This is a genomic window from Streptomyces sp. NRRL F-5630 (assembly GCF_000719475.1).
Taxonomy (GTDB): Bacteria; Actinomycetota; Actinomycetes; order Streptomycetales; family Streptomycetaceae; genus Streptomyces.
In genome coordinates this window covers 19574-35397 of sequence record NZ_JOGO01000033.1, presented here as the reverse complement: position 1 = coordinate 35397, position 15824 = coordinate 19574, and the positions used below count along the sequence as shown (strand labels likewise).

11 protein-coding genes, 1 tRNA gene and 1 pseudogene are annotated in these 15824 nt (G+C 74.9%); 9 read left to right on the top strand and 4 right to left on the bottom strand.

The annotated features are described in order from the left end of the window. The 4 genes from eboE (at window position 1) to IF99_RS0116865 (ending at window position 3956) form a co-directional block, all read left to right on the top strand. Entirely contained in the window at window positions 1–1170 is a 1170-nt protein-coding gene (gene eboE, locus IF99_RS0116880; protein WP_030997332.1) for a metabolite traffic protein EboE, read from the top strand. 11 nt (window positions 1171–1181) lie between these two features. Then, the gene (locus IF99_RS0116875) at window positions 1182–2615 is read left to right on the top strand and encodes a nucleotide pyrophosphatase/phosphodiesterase family protein (RefSeq protein ID WP_051703532.1); all 1434 of its coding nucleotides are present in this window, start codon (window positions 1182–1184) and stop codon (window positions 2613–2615) included. Between the two features lie 62 nt (window positions 2616–2677). After that, window positions 2678–3736: a sugar phosphate isomerase/epimerase family protein gene (locus IF99_RS0116870; RefSeq protein WP_030997330.1), complete on the top strand. Its 1059-nt coding sequence runs from the start codon at window positions 2678–2680 to the stop codon at window positions 3734–3736. A gap of 135 nt (window positions 3737–3871) precedes the next feature. Beyond that, window positions 3872–3956: transfer RNA gene (locus tag IF99_RS0116865), tRNA-Leu, on the top strand. 164 nt (window positions 3957–4120) lie between these two features. Here IF99_RS0116865 and IF99_RS30840 read toward each other — a convergent pair. From IF99_RS30840 to IF99_RS0116850, 3 genes and pseudogenes are all read right to left on the bottom strand, one after another. After that, window positions 4121–5752 (bottom strand): annotated as a pseudogene (locus tag IF99_RS30840) (ABC-F family ATP-binding cassette domain-containing protein). Between the two features lie 322 nt (window positions 5753–6074). Next, a complete protein-coding gene (locus IF99_RS0116855) occupies window positions 6075–7109 on the bottom strand; it encodes a membrane protein (protein WP_030997329.1) in 1035 nt (344 codons plus the stop codon). Beyond that, entirely contained in the window at window positions 7106–7903 is a 798-nt protein-coding gene (locus IF99_RS0116850; RefSeq protein WP_030997327.1) for a phosphatase PAP2 family protein, read from the bottom strand. Before IF99_RS0116850 ends, IF99_RS0116855 begins: the two co-directional genes overlap by 4 nt. Window positions 7904–8173: 270 nt before the next feature. Between IF99_RS0116850 and IF99_RS0116845 the strand changes: the two genes are divergently transcribed. Beyond that, entirely contained in the window at window positions 8174–8833 is a 660-nt protein-coding gene (locus IF99_RS0116845; protein ID WP_030997326.1) for a TetR/AcrR family transcriptional regulator, read from the top strand. Window positions 8834–9060: 227 nt separating this feature from the next. Here the strand turns inward: IF99_RS0116845 and IF99_RS32385 are convergent, their stop codons facing one another. Beyond that, window positions 9061–10266, bottom strand: coding sequence for a DUF2510 domain-containing protein (locus IF99_RS32385; RefSeq protein WP_030997325.1), 1206 nt, complete (start codon window positions 10264–10266; stop codon window positions 9061–9063). Window positions 10267–10463: 197 nt separating this feature from the next. Between IF99_RS32385 and IF99_RS0116835 the strand changes: the two genes are divergently transcribed. From IF99_RS0116835 to IF99_RS0116820, 4 genes are all read left to right on the top strand, one after another. Beyond that, window positions 10464–13184, top strand: coding sequence for an ATP-binding protein (locus IF99_RS0116835; RefSeq protein ID WP_030997324.1), 2721 nt, complete (start codon window positions 10464–10466; stop codon window positions 13182–13184). Between the two features lie 254 nt (window positions 13185–13438). After that, complete coding sequence (locus IF99_RS0116830; protein ID WP_030997323.1) at window positions 13439–15010, top strand: ATP-binding protein; 1572 nt, start codon at window positions 13439–13441, stop codon at window positions 15008–15010. Continuing rightward, window positions 15007–15447 carry a roadblock/LC7 domain-containing protein gene (locus IF99_RS0116825; protein ID WP_030997322.1) on the top strand — a complete coding sequence of 147 codons (441 nt, stop codon included), beginning with the start codon at window positions 15007–15009 and terminating at the stop codon, window positions 15445–15447. Before IF99_RS0116830 ends, IF99_RS0116825 begins: the two co-directional genes overlap by 4 nt. Next, complete coding sequence (locus IF99_RS0116820; RefSeq protein ID WP_030997321.1) at window positions 15444–15794, top strand: DUF742 domain-containing protein; 351 nt, start codon at window positions 15444–15446, stop codon at window positions 15792–15794. Before IF99_RS0116825 ends, IF99_RS0116820 begins: the two co-directional genes overlap by 4 nt. Window positions 15795–15824: the final 30 nt, after the last annotated feature.

The window sequence follows — 15824 nt, the reverse complement described above, 5'->3', positions numbered from 1 at the left end:
GTGCGCTTCCGCCACCCGGACGGCTCGGTGCTCCACCTCTCGTACTGCACCAACGTCCACCCCGCCGAGACCCTCGACGGCGTCCGCGCGCAACTGCGCGACCACTGCGAGCCCGTACGCCGCCTCCTCGGCCGCGACCGGCTCGGCATCGGCCTGTGGCTCGCCCGCGACGCCGCCAAGTCCCTCATCACCGACCCCGTCGCGCTCCGCGCCCTGCGCGCCGACCTCGACGCGCGCGGCCTCGAAGTCGTCACGCTCAACGGCTTCCCCTACCGGGGCTTCGGCTCCGACGAGGTCAAGTACCGCGTCTACAAACCCGACTGGGCCGATCCGCAGCGCCTGGAGCACACCACCGACCTCGCCCGCCTCCTCGCCGGGCTCCTCCCCGACGACATGCCCGAGGGCTCCATCTCGACACTTCCCCTGGCCTGGCGCACCGCGTACGACGCGGACGCCGCGCGCGCCGCGCGCACCGCGCTCACCACCCTCGCCCAGCGGCTCGACGCCCTGGAGGAGACCACCGGGCGCTCCCTGCGCGTCGGCCTGGAACCCGAACCGGGCTGCACCGTCGAGACCACCGCCGACGCGATCGCCCCGCTCACCGAGATCGCCCGCGACCGCATCGGCATCTGCGTCGACACGTGCCACCTCGCCACCTCCTTCGAGGACCCCGCGACCGCCCTCGACGCCCTCGAAGCCGCCGGGGTCCCCGTCGTCAAGACCCAGCTCAGCGCCGCGCTGCACGCCGAGCACCCCGACCGCCCCGAGGTGCGCGAAGCCCTCGGCGCCTTCGCCGAACCCCGCTTCCTCCACCAGACCCGCACCCTCACCCCCGCCGGACTGCGCGGCACCGACGACCTCGGCGAGGCCCTCGGCGGCGACCGCCTCCCGTCCGCCCAGCCCTGGCGCGCCCACTTCCACGTCCCCCTCCACGCCCCGCCCGCGGCGCCCCTCACCTCCACGCTCGACGTCCTGCGCGACTGCCTGCGCACCCTCGTCGGCGGCGCGCACCCGCGCACCCACCACCTGGAGGTCGAGACGTACACCTGGCAGGCCCTCCCCGAGGGCCTGCGCCCCCGCAGCCGCGCCCAGCTCGCGGACGGCATCGCCAGGGAACTCGTCCTCGCTCGCGACCTGTTGACGGACCTGGGCCTCAAGGAGCTGCCGTGACACCCGAACCCATGACACCCGGACCCGCGACACCCGGACCCGCGACACCCGGACCGGCCGGCCCGGGGCCGACGCCCCTCCTCGTCCTGGACGTCGTCGGCCTCACCCCCCGCCTCCTCGCCCACATGCCCCGCCTCGCCGCCCTCGGCGACTCCGGGAGTCGTGCCCCGCTCGGCACCGTCCTGCCCGCCGTCACCTGCGCCGCCCAGTCCACCTTCCTCACCGGCACCCTCCCCGCCGAGCACGGCATCGTCGGCAACGGCTGGTACTTCCGCGAACTCGGCGACGTCCTCCTGTGGCGCCAGCACAACGGCCTCGTCGCGGGCGACAAGCTGTGGGACGCCGCACGCCGCGCGCACCCCGGCTACACGGTCGCCAACATCTGCTGGTGGTACGCGATGGGGGCCGACACCGACTGGACGGTCACCCCGCGCCCCGTCTACTACGCCGACGGCCGCAAGGAACCCGACTGCTACATCCGGCCCCCGGACCTCCACGACGAACTGACCGAAAAGCTGGGCACGTTCCCCCTCTTCAAGTTCTGGGGGCCGGGCGCCGACCTGGACTCCTCACGCTGGATCATCGACGCGACCCGCCACCTCCTCGCCACCCGCAAGCCGGACCTGGCCCTCGCCTACGTCCCCCACCTGGACTACGACCTCCAGCGCTTCGGCCCCGACGACCCGCGTTCCCACGCCGCCGCCGCCGCGCTCGACATCGCGCTCGCGCCGCTGATCGAGGACGCCCGCCGCGAGGGCCGCACCGTCGTCGTGCTCTCCGAGTACGGCATCACGAAGGCCGACCGGCCCGTGCACCTCAACCGCGCCCTGCGCGAGGCGGGGCTCCTGGAGGTGCACACCCAGGACGGCATGGAGTACCTCGACCCGATGGCCTCGCGGGCCTTCGCCGTCGCGGACCACCAGATCGCGCACATCTACGTGCGCAGGCCCGAGGACCTGGACGCCGCCCGCGCCGCGCTCGCCGGTATCGAGGGCATCGGCGAACTCCTCGACGACGAGGGCAAGAAGGCGCACGGGATCGATCACGCCCGCTCCGGCGAACTCGTCGCCGTCGCGGCGCCGGGCCACTGGTTCACCTACTACTACTGGCTCGACGACGCCCGCGCCCCCGACTTCGCCCAGCTCGTCGAGATCCACCGCAAGCCGGGCTACGACCCCGTCGAACTCTTCATGGACCCCGAGGACCCCTACGTCCGCCTCAAGGCGGCGGGCGCGCTCGCGCGCAAGAAGCTCGGGATGCGCTACCGCATGGCGGTCGTCCCGCTCGACGCCTCGCCCGTCCAGGGCAGCCACGGACGGCTGCCCGAGAACGACGACGAGGGCCCGGTCCTGCTCAGCTCCGACCCGACGGCGGCCACCGGGCGTCTCGCCGCGACCGACGTCAAGCCGCTCCTCCTCAGACTCGCCGGTCTGGACGGGTCCTGACCCCGCCCGCTCCGGCGCCCCCGCACCACCACGTCACCCTTCTTCCTCCCAGGGAGCCACGCATGAGCCGCAAGAAGACAGTGGACGAGGAACTCTCCGCCCGCCTCAGCAGAAGAGGGATGCTCGGCGTCGGCGCCGGTCTCGGCGCCGCGGCCTTCCTCGGCCTGGGCGCCGGGCAGGCCGCCGCGCACGGCGGCGGCCACGGCAAGGGACACGGGCACGGGCACGGCGGTGTCCCCGCCCTCCCCAAGGGCCGGCTCGGCATCCAGCTCTACTCGCTGCGCGACAAGGTCGCCTCGCTCGGCTTCGCCAAGGTCTTCGACGAGCTGGAGCGCTTCGGCTACGACGAGGTCGAGTACGCGGGCTACACGCAGGGGACCGGTTCCCTCACCCTGCGCCAGCTCGCCCGCCTCGCCCGCGACCACGGCCTCAAGGGCATCGGCAGCCACGTCAACTACTACGACGACAACAACCCCAACGCGTACTCCTTCGCCCAGAACCTGGAGAAGGTGCTCGACGATGCCCAGACCCTCGGCCTGCCCCACATCGGGACCGCCTCGGGCCCCTTCCGCTACGGCGACACCGTCGACGCCTGGAAGCGCGCCGCCGCCGACTTCAACAAGTACGGCGCCGCCGCCCGCCGTCGCGGAATGAAGTTCTACCAGCACAACCACGGCGACGAGTTCCGCTTCGCCTCCGACCAGCCGCACGTGCGTCTCTACGACGTGCTGCTCGCCGAGACCGACCCCGACCTCGTCTTCCTGGAGATGGACATCTACTGGGCCTACACCGGCCAGTTCCGCTTCTCCAAGACCCCCGACGGCAAGCCCGCCCCCTTCGAGCCGCTCGACTACGTCCTCAAGCACCCCCACCGCTACCCGCTCTTCCACGTGAAGGACGGCACCCGCGACGAGCTGGCCGCCGACGGGTACGACATGACCGACGTCGGTGACGGAGACATCGACTACCTGAGCTTCCTCACCGCCGTGAACCACCGCACCCATGACGCCCGCCGCGCGCACCACTGGCAGGTCGAGCACGACAACCCCGTGGACTCCTTCCGCTTCGCCCAGAAGTCCTCCGCGCACCTGCACTCCCTGCGCGAGAAGAAGCACCGCTGACCTGCGGCCGGGGCGACCGCGAGGCCGCCCCGGCCACCCCGCTGACCACGTCTTATGGAGGTGAAGAGCACCCTGGGGACCTGGTAGAGTTATCCATGTCGCCGGGGGAAACGCCGGGAAAACGACAGACACCTTGTCCGGGTGGCGGAATGGCAGACGCGCTAGCTTGAGGTGCTAGTGCCCTTTATCGGGCGTGGGGGTTCAAGTCCCCCCTCGGACACAGAGCGAGGCCCCTCCGGGAGAGATCCCGGAGGGGCCTTTCGCGTGTGCGCGGGTGGTGGCGTCGCGAGCGCGCGTGCGGTTCCGGTGGTACGGGGCGCGCCCCGTCGGCCCGGGTACGGGGGCGGGGCCGTGGGCCGGCCGGGACCGCCCCCGTACCCCGGGTCACTCCGGGGCCGTCAGCCGCAGTTCTCCGCCCGTCCAGCGGCGGCGGAGCCAGCGGTCGTGGCTCGCGAGGACGATCGCCCCCGGGCCCGGGCCGAGTGCTTCCTCCAGTTCGTCGCACAGGGCGGGGGAGAGGTGGTTGGTCGGCTCGTCGAGGAGCAGGAGGCCCGGCGGGTTCGCGACGAGGAGGGCGAGGGCGAGGCGGCGGCGCTGCCCCGCCGACAGGCGCGCGACGGGGGTGTCCAGGTCGCGCGCCGCGAAGAGGCCGAGCGCCGTGAGCGGGACGCGTTACGCGCGCGCCGCGCCCAGGCGGCGTGCCCAGAACTCCGCCGCCGTGCGCTCGCCCTCCGCGAAGACCGTGTCCTGCGGCAGAAGGCCCACCGTGAGCCCCTCGGCGGCCTCGGCCGTGCCCTCGTGCGCCAGGTAACCGGCGAGGACCGCGAGGAGCGTGGACTTGCCCGCGCCGTTCGGGCCCGAGACGAGCAGGCGCTCCTCCGGTGCCACGTCGAGCCGGTCGAGCACGAGTCTTCCGGGGACGCGGATGTCGCGCAGGGTCAGCAGCGTGCCCTCCGGGCCGGTCGCGAGGGCGAGGCCGCGCGCGGGCCTGAAGCGCAGGGGCGGCGGGGGAGCGGGGACCCGGGTGCGCTCCAGTTCGGCGAGGCGGCGGTGCGCGTCGCGCACGCGGCGCGAGATCTGGTGCTCGACGCGGTTGCCCCGGCGCCCGTACCCCATCTTCTCGTTGTCGGAGCGCCAGCGGTTCGGCGCGACGCGGTGCGCGGAGACCCCGGCCCGCTCGCGCAGTCGCCCCACCTCCTCCTGCTCCGCCGCGTACCGCTCCTCCCAGCGGGCCCGCGCCGCCGCGCGCACCGCGCGGTACTCCGTGTACGTACCGCCGTGCCGGACGGGGCCGCCCACGGCCGGGTCGAGGTCGAGCAGGTCCGTGCAGACCGCGTCGAGGAAGGCGCGGTCGTGGCTCGCGAGGACGACGGCGCCCGGCAGTTCGCGCAGGCGCGCCTCCAGGAAGGCCGCCGCCGCGTCGTCCAGGTGGTTGGTCGGCTCGTCGAGGAGCAGCGCGGTGGGGCGGCGCACGAGAAGCGCGGCGAGGGCGAGCCGGCCGCGCTGGCCGCCGGAGAGGGAACCGAGCGTCCGCGCGGGGGCGAGCCCGCCGAGGCCGAGGCCGTCGAGCGCCCGCGCCGCGCGGCGGTCGGCGTCCCACACCTCCCTGGCCTGCGCGCGGGCGAGCGTCCGCTCGTAGTCGGCGAGCAGCTCCGCGTACGCCGGGCTCTCCTCGGCGGTGTCCGCGAGCAGCGTGCCGAGCCGGTCGAGCGCGGCGAGGTCCGCACGGGCCTCGCGCAGGGCGGCCTCGACGACGTCCGCGAGCGTCTCCCGTGCCGTGAAGGTGAGTTCCTGGTGGAGGAAGCCGACGTCGGCGGGGCGCTCCACGGCGCCGGAGACCGGACGGTCGACGCCGCCGAGGAGGCGCAGCAGGGTCGATTTGCCCGCGCCGTTCTCGCCGATGACGCCGAGGCGGCGGCCGGGGGAGACGGTGAGCGAGACGCCGTCGAGGACACGACGGCCGCCGAGCACCTGGACGAGGTCACGGGCACGCAGGACGGGAGCGGGGGAGGGCACGGGGAACCACCAAAGGGGGCGCGGTACGGCGGGTGGGCAGGGCGGAACGGGCCACCCGGCCCGGCGCGTCCCGCGCCGCCGGTGGCCCCGGGGCTCCGGACTCATCCGGAGATGTCGTCGTCTCCCGCCACCACTCTCGCGACCTCCGTACGGATACGTGCCCGCGCAGCCTAACAAGCCGCGCCCGGCCCGCCCCGCTCCTTTTCGGCACCTCGGCGCTCGCCCCGCCTCGCGCCCGGTCCGGCACCGGTCGGGGGCCGTTCGGGCGGGCCGGCGGTGACGCCGGGCGGGGATTGCGGAGCGCCTCGGGAACCGGTCGGCCCTATGCCGCGCGCGGGCCTCTGCCGCCGTGTGCGTGGGCCGGTGCGTCCGCCGGGCGGGGCGCCGACGGGGGTGGGGCGGGGAGCGTCCCCCGGGTGAGCGGGAGCGGCTCCGCGGTGTGCGGCGGCGCGGGGATCGTCGTGCGCAGTGGGGCCGTGTCCCGCGCCGGGGGTACGGAGGCGGAGCCGCGTACGCCGGTCGAGGTGCCCTGCTGCCGCGCCGAGGCGCGGCTCAGGAGGACGACGCCCCACGCGGCGACGAGCGCTCCGCCCAGGGTGAGGCCGAGACCGGGGGCCCCGCCGCGCAGGCGCTCGCCGAGGAGGCTGAGACCGACGACCGCCGCCGCGACCGGGTTCGCGAGCGTCAGGACGGCGAGCGGGGCGCCGAGCCCGCCCCGGTAGGCGGTCTGGGCGAGGAGCAGCCCGCCCGCCGCGAAGGCGGCGACGAGCAGCGCCACCATCGCGGCCTGCCACAACGGCAGGCGCGGGCCGCCCGCGGAGACGGTGAGGGTCTGGGTGAGGGCCGAGGCGATCCCCGAGGCGAGGCCGGAGGCTGTCGCGTGGCGCAGGCCGGGGCGCCCGCCCCGGCGGGCGAGGAGGGCGAGGAGCGCGGAGGCCGCGCCCCCGACGAGGAGCGCCTCCGGGAGGGAGAGCGCGTCGTCGGGGGCTGGCCCGGAGGCCGTGAAGAGGAGGGCGGCGAGGCCGGCGAGGGTGAGCACGGTGCCCTGCCACTCGCGGCGTGCCACATGGCGTCCGGCGCGGTGCGCGCCGAGCGGGACGGCGGCGACGAGGGTCAGCGCGCCGAGCGGCTGGACGAGGGTGAGCGTCCCGTACCGCAGCGCGGCGACGTGCAGCAGCGCGCCGCCCGCGTTGAGCCCGACCGCCGCCCACCACGCGCTGTTGGCGAGCAGGCGCAGGCCGCCGCCGTGGCCCTGGGCGGCGGTGCGCGCCGCGAGGCGCTCCTGGGCGACGGCGGCGGTCGCGTAGGCGGTGGCCGAGATCAGCGAGAGCGCGACCGCGAGGAGGGTGGCGGTCATCGGCTCGCGCTGTGCGGGAGCAGCCGCCGCAGGGGCGGGCGGGGGACGGGGCGGACGCGTGAGAGGCGGGCCGAGGGACGCGGGACGACGAGCAGGGCGATGCCGAGGAGGACGGAGGCGACGAGCACGTCCATCCAGTAGTGGTTGGCGGTGCCGACGATCACCAGGAGCGTCGTCGCGGGGTGCAGCAGCCACAGCCAGCGGGTGCGGTGCCGCCCGGCGGCGATCAAGCCGATCGCGACCATGAGGGCCCAGCCGAAGTGCAGGGAGGGCATCGCGGCGAACTGGTTGGAGACCGAGTCGGCCTGCGGTGTCGAACCGTAGACCGAGGGCCCGTAGACGAGCCCGGTGTCCATGAGGTGGGTCGCGGCGAGCATCCGCGGGGGCGCGAGCGGGAAGAGGAGGTGCCCGGCGAGCGCGATGCCGGTCACGACCGCGAGGACGCGGCGCGACCACACGTAGTGCGCGGGCTTTTTCCAGTAGAGCCAGACCAGGAAGGCGAGCGTGAGCGGGAAGTGCACGGTCGCGTAGTACGTGTTCGCGACGTGCACGAGGCTGTCGCTGTGCAGGAGCAGCCCCTGTATGTCCGTCTCGCGCGGGAGGTGGAGATACCGCTCCAGATCCCATATGCGATCCGCGTTGCGGTATGCCTCCGCTATGTGGCCGTTCGCCAGCTTCCGCCCCAGTTTGTAGAGGAGGAAGAGTCCGGCGACGAGCAGCAGTTCGCGGACGAGGGGCGGTCGGGCAGTGGTGTCCGGCTCCCGTGTCGCGGACCTTGAACGGGCGGTACGCATGCCCGGGGCCCCTTTGACGTGACGACTTGGTGATGCGGTAGGGGCAGGGGTGACCCCTGGAGCCCAGCGGTACGCCAGTGTACCGGTACGACGTCGTATCGGTACACTTTCGTATCGGTACACGGGCGTACCGGTACGGTGACGTTTCGATACGCTAGCGTACCGGTACAGTGGCGTACCGGACGAGCGAGTTCTTCACTCGCCCCGCGGCATGCCGCCGCGCGACCGCCAGGAAGCCATGGACCGCCGCCGGAGGACGAGGAGAGCGCGATGACCGCCGAAGCCGTCTCAGTCACCGACGAGAACCCGGCCGCCTCGCGCCGGTCCAAGCTCACGCCCGAGCGCGAGCAGGAGTTCTACGAGGCCGTGCTCGACCAGATCAGGCGCTGCGGCTACGAGGCGCTGACGATGGAGGGCATCGCGCTGCGCACCCGGTGCAGCAAGTCCACGCTCTACCGGCAGTGGCGCACCAAGCAGCAGTTCGTCGCCGCCGCCCTGCGCGCCCACAGCAAGGAGCGCTTCAGCGGAATCGACACCGGGAGCCTGTCCGGCGACCTGCTCGCCGCGGCGCACGCGGCGGGGAGCGGCGGTTTCGGCGACACCCTGCTCGTCCAGGCGATGACTCAGGCGGCGCTCCACGACCCGGACCTGAAGAAGGTCCTGCGCGAGACGCTCGTGGACCCCGAACTCGCCGCGATCGGCGCGATGCTCGACCGCGGGGTCGCGCGCGGGGAGCTGCGCGCCGACCACCCCGCCCGCCCGTACGTCGCCTCCCAGCTCCTCGGCGTGCTGCGGATGCGGACCTTCATCGACGGCAAGCAGGCGGACACCGCCTACATGGAGCGCTTCGTGCGCGCGGTGCTGCTGCCCGTGCTCGGTCTGGAGGCCCCGGAGGCGGCGGGGGAGCGCGGAGAGGGCCGGACCCCCTAGAGACCGGCGGTCGTCGTACCGGCGGATGAAGGACGACGACGCGCCCGCGCCGCACCGTGGGGACGGGGGCGGCGCACCCGGGCCCGGTGTCCCTTCCCGTTGAGCGGTGGGAAGGGGCACCGGGCCCTTTTCCGCGGGTCGCGGGTGCCCGGTCGCGGTACCGAGGGCGCCGGTTGTACCTCGCGCGCGGAGGCGCGGTCGTACCTCGCGCGCGAGGCGCCCGCGCCTCAGGCGTTTCCGCCCGTGCCGCCGCCCGCGCCCCCGGCCTCGCCCGCCGTGATCCCGGCGAGGAGCCCGTCGAGCACCGAGAGCTTCGGGGCGTCGTCGCTGATGTCGAGCCCGACGCGCAGGACGACCATCCGCTTCGTGGTGGGCGAGGGGAAGGCGACGGTCTCGGCGTAGCCGTCCGGGCCCTTGCTCGTGACGACCTTCCAGCGCACGAGGTATCCCTCGCTGCCCGCGACCGTCACCTTCTTCGCCGCGTCCACGCTGTGCGAGGTGATGTCCCCGTACGCGCCGCCGCCGTAGGAGTCCTCGGCGTTCTTCGCGATATCGGCCTTCGCGACCTCCTCGGCGGTCCTCGCGGTGAGGCCGAGGGCGACGGCGGGCACCGACTGGACGCCGCCGTGCACGCAGCTGTCCTCGTCGCCCGCCGAGGGGTCGGGTACCGGGCAGGCGTAGGAACCGGCGTTGACGGAGGCGCCCGTGGTGAGGCTCTGGCCCTCCCAGCCCTTCGGCACCGGGATGCGCAGGCCGTTGACGCGGTCGGGCACCGCGCCCGAACGCACCGTCCCGCCGCCGCCGTTGCCATCGCCGTCATCCTGGCCGTCCCCGCCGCCCTCGCCGCGCTGACGCGGTTGCGCGGAGGGGGCGCCGTCCTCCGGCGCGCCGGGCTCGCGGGGCGCCGAGGCGGCCGGGCTCTTCCCGTCGTCGTCGCCGGCGACGAGCGCCCAGGTCCCGACGCCGAGCACGGCGAGCAGGACGACGCCGACCGCGATCCCCGCGATCCACCGGCCGCGCCCGCGCCGCGGTGCCGGAGGCGTGCCGTACGGGCCGTAGCCGCCGTAGGGACCGGAGGCCCCTGGCTGCGGCGCGCCGTACGGGCCGCTCGCGCCGTAGGGGGCGGCCGGGGGGTACGGGGGCTGGGGGCCGTACGGGAACGCCGTGCCGGGCGACCCGGCGGCGGGCGGGTTCTGCGGTGGCGGGTCCTGCGCGGCGCGCGGGTCCGGCGCGGTGGCCGGTGCCTCCTTGCTGAGGGACGGCGGACCGACGGGTATCCCCGTCGCGGCCGGGGCGGTGCCCGGGGGCTGTGCGGGCGCGGCCTGCCGGGTCCTCTCGGTCCAGGCCGTACCGTCCCACCAGCGCTCGCCGCGTGGGCCCTCGCCCGAGTGCCCGGGGTCGGGGTACCAGCCGGGAGGAGTCTGTGGGGTCATGCCGCTCACCCTAGAGCGTGGTGCTGAGAATCGGATGAGAGGCGGGCATGATAGCCGCAGGCCGGAGGGCCGTCTGACGGCATGTCATATTCGGGCCCCTGCGGCTAGGCTCGCCTTCGTGCGGACCGGGCCCGGCGGCCGAACTGCCGACCACCACCCGGTCCTGGCGACGGCGGACGGGCAGGGGAGCGGGCAGGATGACGGCGAACGTGCGGCAGGGTGCTCACGACCACGGCGACTCCCCGTGCGGCGAGGTGCCCACCGGCGGCGGTGCCCCGCAGGGCGGTGAGGCGCTGTGGGAGCGCGAGCGGGAACTGCGGCTCGTGGACGAGGCCATCGAGCGGCTCTGCGAGGACCGCGAGGGCGGCGGCAGCCTCCTCGTCTTCAGCGGTGTCGCCGGGATCGGCAAGACCCGGCTGCTCCAGGAGGTGCGCAGGCGCGCCACGGGGCGGGCCGCGGTGTGGAGCGCGCGTGGCGGGCAGACGGTCAGCTCGGTGCCCTTCAACCTCGTCCGGCAGCTGCTCCAGCACAGCCTGCTCGCGATGACCCCCGAGGAGGCCCGCGCCTACCTCGGCGAGCGCCACGACGTCGTGGGTCCCGCGCTGGGGATAGCGGACCCCGGCGGGCGCACCGCCGACCCGCGCGGCGTCATCGACTCGCTCGTCTCCGTCGTCACGCGGCTCGTCCAGGCCGACTGGCCCGTCGTCATCCTCGTCGACGACGTGCACTGGGCCGATCCGGAGACCCTCGACTGGCTCGCGGCCTTCGCCAAGACGCTGGACTCGACGAAGGTGCTGCTCGTCGTGGCGCTGCGCGAGGACGAGGCGACGGGGCGCGCGGCCCAGTACCTCAAGAGCCTCGTGGACCAGGCGCGCCCGGCGGGCAACAGGCTCCAGCCGCTCGGCCCCGTCGCCGCCGCCGAACTGACCCGCGCGACCTTCGGCTCGCTGGCGGAGGACGGCTTCTGCCGCGAGGTGTGGGCGGTGACCGGCGGCAACCCGTACGACACCGTCGAACTGCTCAGCAAGGCGCGCGAGAACGGTGTCCGGGCCGTCGAGTCCGAGGCCGGGCAGCTGCGCGGCCTCAACGCCGCCTCGCGCGGCACCGGGCTGGTCGAGCGGATCGAGGCGCTCGGCACCCGGGCCGTGAAGCTCGCCCGGTCCGCGGCCGTGCTCGGCACCGACATCACGCTCCCGCTCGCCGCCCGGCTCAGCGACGACATGCCGCTCGACGAGGCGGCGGCGCACCTCGCCAGGCTCCGTGCGGCGCGCGTCCTGACCGGCCCCGACGACGACCTCCAGTTCGTCCACCCGCTCATCGCCACGGCCGTCCACGAGTCGATGCTCCCCTTCCACCGCACGGCCCTGCACGGGCGGGCCGCCGAACTCGTCATGGAGTCGGGGCGCGGCCCCGCCGCCGCGTCGCGCCACCTGCTCCAGCTCGTCCCCGACGACGATCCGCGCGTCGTGGCGCAACTGCGCGCCGCGGCACGCGAACACCTCGCCGTGGGCGCGCCCGAGGCGGCCCGGCTCTGTCTGGAGCGCGCGCTGCTCGAACCGCCCGCGCCCGGCGTGCACGCGCAGGTCAGCTACGAGCTGGGCTGCGCGACGCTCCTCACCGACCCGGGGAGCACCGTGCGGCACCTGCGCGCGGCCCTCGAAGTGCCCGACGGTCTGCGGGGCACGACCAGGACCGACGCCGTCTGCCGCCTCTCGCAGGCGCTCGTCCACCTCGACCAGTTGCGCGAGGCCGTCGACGTCGTGGACCGCGAGGCGCTCCTGCTCGACGAGGGTCCCGACCGTATGCGGCTCCAGGGCATGCACTTCATGTGGGAGGGCATCTACGCGCGCGAGAGCAACGCGGAAGGGCGCTCGGCGCGGCTCGCCGCGCTCGCCGATCCGCTCACCGGGCGCGACACCTCCGAGCGGGCCCTGCTCATCCTGCGCGCCTTCGACGTCATGGCGCGCGGCGAGAACGCGGAGCACGCGGTGGAGTTGTGCGACCGCGCCCTCGTCAACGGCCAGCTCCCGCCCGGACTCGGCTGGACCGACACCGAGTGGAGCTTCGAACTGCTCGTCATGCTCGGCGGCGCGTACATCTTCTCGGACCGGCTCGACCGCGCGTCGAGCCTCTTCACCGAGGCGCTCGACGTCTACCGGCGACAGGGCTGGAGCGGCAACCACCTCGGGGTGGCGCAGGCGTTCGTCGGCTACGTGAAGCGGCGGCGCGGGCAGTTGCGCGACGCGCGGGGGATGCTCAGGGAGGCGCTGCGGATCGCCGACCGGGTGGGCTCGCGGATGCCGCTGCACTGGGACATCGTCTGCATGCTCGCGGACACGCTGCTCGCGCAGGGCGAGGTGCGCGAGGCCGAGGAGCTGATGGAGCAGTACGCGTTCCGCCCGCCCTACCCCGACGTCATCGTGCTGCCCGACGCCGCGGCGGTACGCGGGCGGCTGCTGCTCGCGCTCGGGCGCCGCAAGGAGGCGGTCGACGAACTGGAGGCCGGGCTCGTCTCGCTCACCGCGCGCGGCTGGCACAACACGGTGCTCGCACCCGTGCACGGCGAACTCGCCCTCGCCGTCGCGCCCGACGACCCGGACCGGGCCGCCTCGCTCGTCGCCACCGCGCGGGCGTCCGCCGAGCGCTTCGGCACCGACACGGCGGTCGGCGAGTCGCTGCGCCAGGCCGCCGCGGTGAGCGAGGGGCCGTACGCCGCCTCGCTCCTCGCCCGCGCGGTCACCTACCTCGAACACTCGCCCTGCTCCTACGAGCACGCCCGCGCCCGCGTCGAGTACGGGCTCGTCACGCGCTCCCGCAAGGAACTCGACCACGGCCTCACGCTCGCCAGGAGCTGCGGGGCCACGGGTCTCGCGCGACGCGCGGCGACCACGCTGGAGGAGGGCAGAGGGCTGTACTGAGAAGGCGGGGAAAGGCGGGGGAATCCCCCCTTCCGGGTGAAGCGGCGGCAAAGCGGTCAGCGGAAAACGAAGGGCTGGAATCCCCTGTTCCGGGAAACAGACGTACCGGACGCGCAGGTCACCGATTCATCAAAATGCCCGTCAACTTCCGGCCAGAACTAGGCATGTGACGATCTTGCGCCTACGGTGGTGCGGCGAGCGACGGCACGCCGCGTCGCGGTACGCAAGCACACCGAGGTTCAGGGACTTCCCACATGCTGATAGAGGTCGTGGCCGCAGCCGTCGTCGCGGGCGGGGCCACCGCTGCGGCGACCGGAGGCCCTCTCGTCGCGGCGCGCAGGCGCGCCAGACGAGCCGACGAGGACAGGCGCCAGGCGCACGAGGCACGGGACGCGGCGCTCGCCGCCGCCGGAGCCGCGCAGGCGGAGGCGGGCGCGGCGCGCACGGAGGCGCGTACCAGCCGCGAGGCGGTCGAGCGCGAGACGCGCCACCTGCTCGAACACCGCCTGCCCGCCCTCCTCTCGCACCTGCGCACCCCGCACGTCACCGTTCCCGGCCTGCTCACACCCGAACTCGTCGGCACCCCCATCGACCGGCTCCACCGCGCCCTCCTCGACGCCGTCGCCGAAGGCGTCGCCGCCGAGGGCGAACGGGTCGACGAGGCCGGACGGGCCGTCGTGCGCGGGGCGATGAGCCGCGTGCACGCGCTGCAACTGCGCCTCCAGGACGGCCTGAGCGAGATCCAGCGCCGCCACCCCGACGCCGAGCCCGCGCTCATGGCCGACGTCCTCGCGCTCGACATGCTCAACGAGCTGATCGGCCGCGCCGCGCAGACCCCGGCGCTCGCCACCGGCTCCACACCGATGCTCTTCCGCGACGACACGCACCTCGTGGACATCGCGGTGAGCGCCGCCAGCCGGGTCCGCGACTTCAAGGAGCGCGTCGGCGAACCCGTCAACCACCTCGCCCGCCCCGTCGGCGTCATGGCGCAGTCGGTCGAGCCCCTGCGCGCGGTCCTCGCCGAACTCCTCGCCAACGCCGTCCACTTCTCCCACGGCACGCTCAAGGTCGATGTCTCGCTGCACGAGACGCAGACCGGGGCGAGCATCATCGTCGAGGACGCGGGCGTCGGCCTCAACGCCGAGCAGTTCGCCCGCGCGGAGCGCCTGCTCAGCGGCGCGCACCCGGTGCGGCTCGTCGAACTCGGCGACCCGCCGCAGACCGGCTGGGCCGCGATCGGCGCGCTCGTGCGCCAGTACGGCTTCCAGGTCTCGCTGAAGAAGAGCAGTTACGGCGGCGTCGCCGCCGTCGTGAGCGTCCCCGCGGCCCTCCTCGTCGAGATGCCCGAGGGCCACGCCCCCTCCGTCCACGCCCCCGCGCCCGTGCGGAGCCCGGAACCGGCCGCGCCGCTGCCCGCCGGGGTGCGCAGCGTGCCCCGCGCCACCGAGACCGGTGACTCCACCGCGCTGCCGCGCCGCCGCCGCAAGACGCGCGAGCGCGCCCCGGGCCCGGCCCCCGTCGCGCCTGTCGCCGAACTCCCGCGCCTGGAGCCCCGCGAGGCCGAGGCGCGCTGGGGCGGCTGGCAGGCGGGCCGCGACAGGGGCCGCGAGGCCGTCGAGCGAGAGACCGCCGAGGCGGCGGCCGGCCCCGCCCGCGAGGACACCCGCTCGCCCCAGGACCCACCCCACAGCCGCCCGTCCGAGGACGTGCGGGCGGCAGGGCCCGGCAACACCCCCGTACCCCCCACGGACCGCGCACCGCACGAGGGGCCGCGCAGCAGCACCCCCCGGGCGGCCCCCGCGCAGCAGAGAGGACACGACCTGTGAACAGCCAGGGAACCCCGCCGGTGAAGGGCGCCCCGCTCGCCCGGAACCTGTCGTGGGTACTGGAGCCCCTGCTCGAACTCCCGCACGTGGAGGGCGGCGTCGTGTTCAGCAGGGACGGCCTCATCCTGGGCGCCGCACCCGGTATCGCGACCGAGGACGGCGAGGCGGTCGCCGCGGTCACGAGCTCGACGCTCGGCAGCGTCCGCGCGCTCGTGGACCGCGCGGCGCGGGGCAAGGACCGCACGATCGACGAGGTGGTCGTCTCGACTCCGCAGGGCCTCTACTACGTGGCGCCCGCGGGCGAGGGCGCGGGGCTCGTCCTGTGGGCGGCTCGGGAGGCCGACCTCGGGCGGATCGCGTACGAGGTACAGGTACAGGTGGGCAAGCTGGTCGCGGCGCTGAGCGAGGCCGCGAAGAGCAGGACCGCCGGCGCATGACGCCGCCTCGCAGGCGCCTCGTGCCGGACTACGTCGCGACCGCCGGGCTCGACGTGCCCCACCGGATCGGCGTGGAGCGCACGACGCTGCTGCACGCCGATCCCGGCGCCCGCGCCGAGGGGCTCGACGCGGCGGCGCGCCGGCTCCTCGCCCTCGTCGAGGAGGAGGGCACGCTCTCTGTCTACGAGTGCGCGGCGCAGCTCGGGCTGCCCTACGCCGTCGTCCGCATGATGGCCGCCGCGCTCGCCGCGAGCGGCGCCGTGGTGACCCGCGAGCCCCCGGCACCCGCCCAGCTCCCCGACCCCGCACTCCTGGAGGTGGTGCTCCATGGCCTCCGTGCCCTCTGACCTGGCCCCCGCGTCCGGCACTCCCGCCCC

Bases quoted from the DNA above. Each gene is read 5' to 3' on its own strand.
- IF99_RS0116875 (WP_051703532.1), top strand. From the start codon at position 1,182: ATGACACCCGGACCCGCGACACCCGGACCCGCGACACCCGGACCGGCC.
- IF99_RS0116870 (WP_030997330.1), top strand. From the start codon at position 2,678: ATGAGCCGCAAGAAGACAGTGGACGAGGAACTCTCCGCCCGCCTCAGC.
- IF99_RS0116855 (WP_030997329.1), bottom strand. From the start codon at position 7,109: ATGACCGCCACCCTCCTCGCGGTCGCGCTCTCGCTGATCTCGGCCACC.
- IF99_RS0116850 (WP_030997327.1), bottom strand. From the start codon at position 7,903: ATGCGTACCGCCCGTTCAAGGTCCGCGACACGGGAGCCGGACACCACT.
- IF99_RS0116845 (WP_030997326.1), top strand. From the start codon at position 8,174: ATGACCGCCGAAGCCGTCTCAGTCACCGACGAGAACCCGGCCGCCTCG.
- IF99_RS32385 (WP_030997325.1), bottom strand. From the start codon at position 10,266: ATGACCCCACAGACTCCTCCCGGCTGGTACCCCGACCCCGGGCACTCG.
- IF99_RS0116835 (WP_030997324.1), top strand. From the start codon at position 10,464: ATGACGGCGAACGTGCGGCAGGGTGCTCACGACCACGGCGACTCCCCG.
- IF99_RS0116830 (WP_030997323.1), top strand. From the start codon at position 13,439: ATGCTGATAGAGGTCGTGGCCGCAGCCGTCGTCGCGGGCGGGGCCACC.
- IF99_RS0116820 (WP_030997321.1), top strand. From the start codon at position 15,444: ATGACGCCGCCTCGCAGGCGCCTCGTGCCGGACTACGTCGCGACCGCC.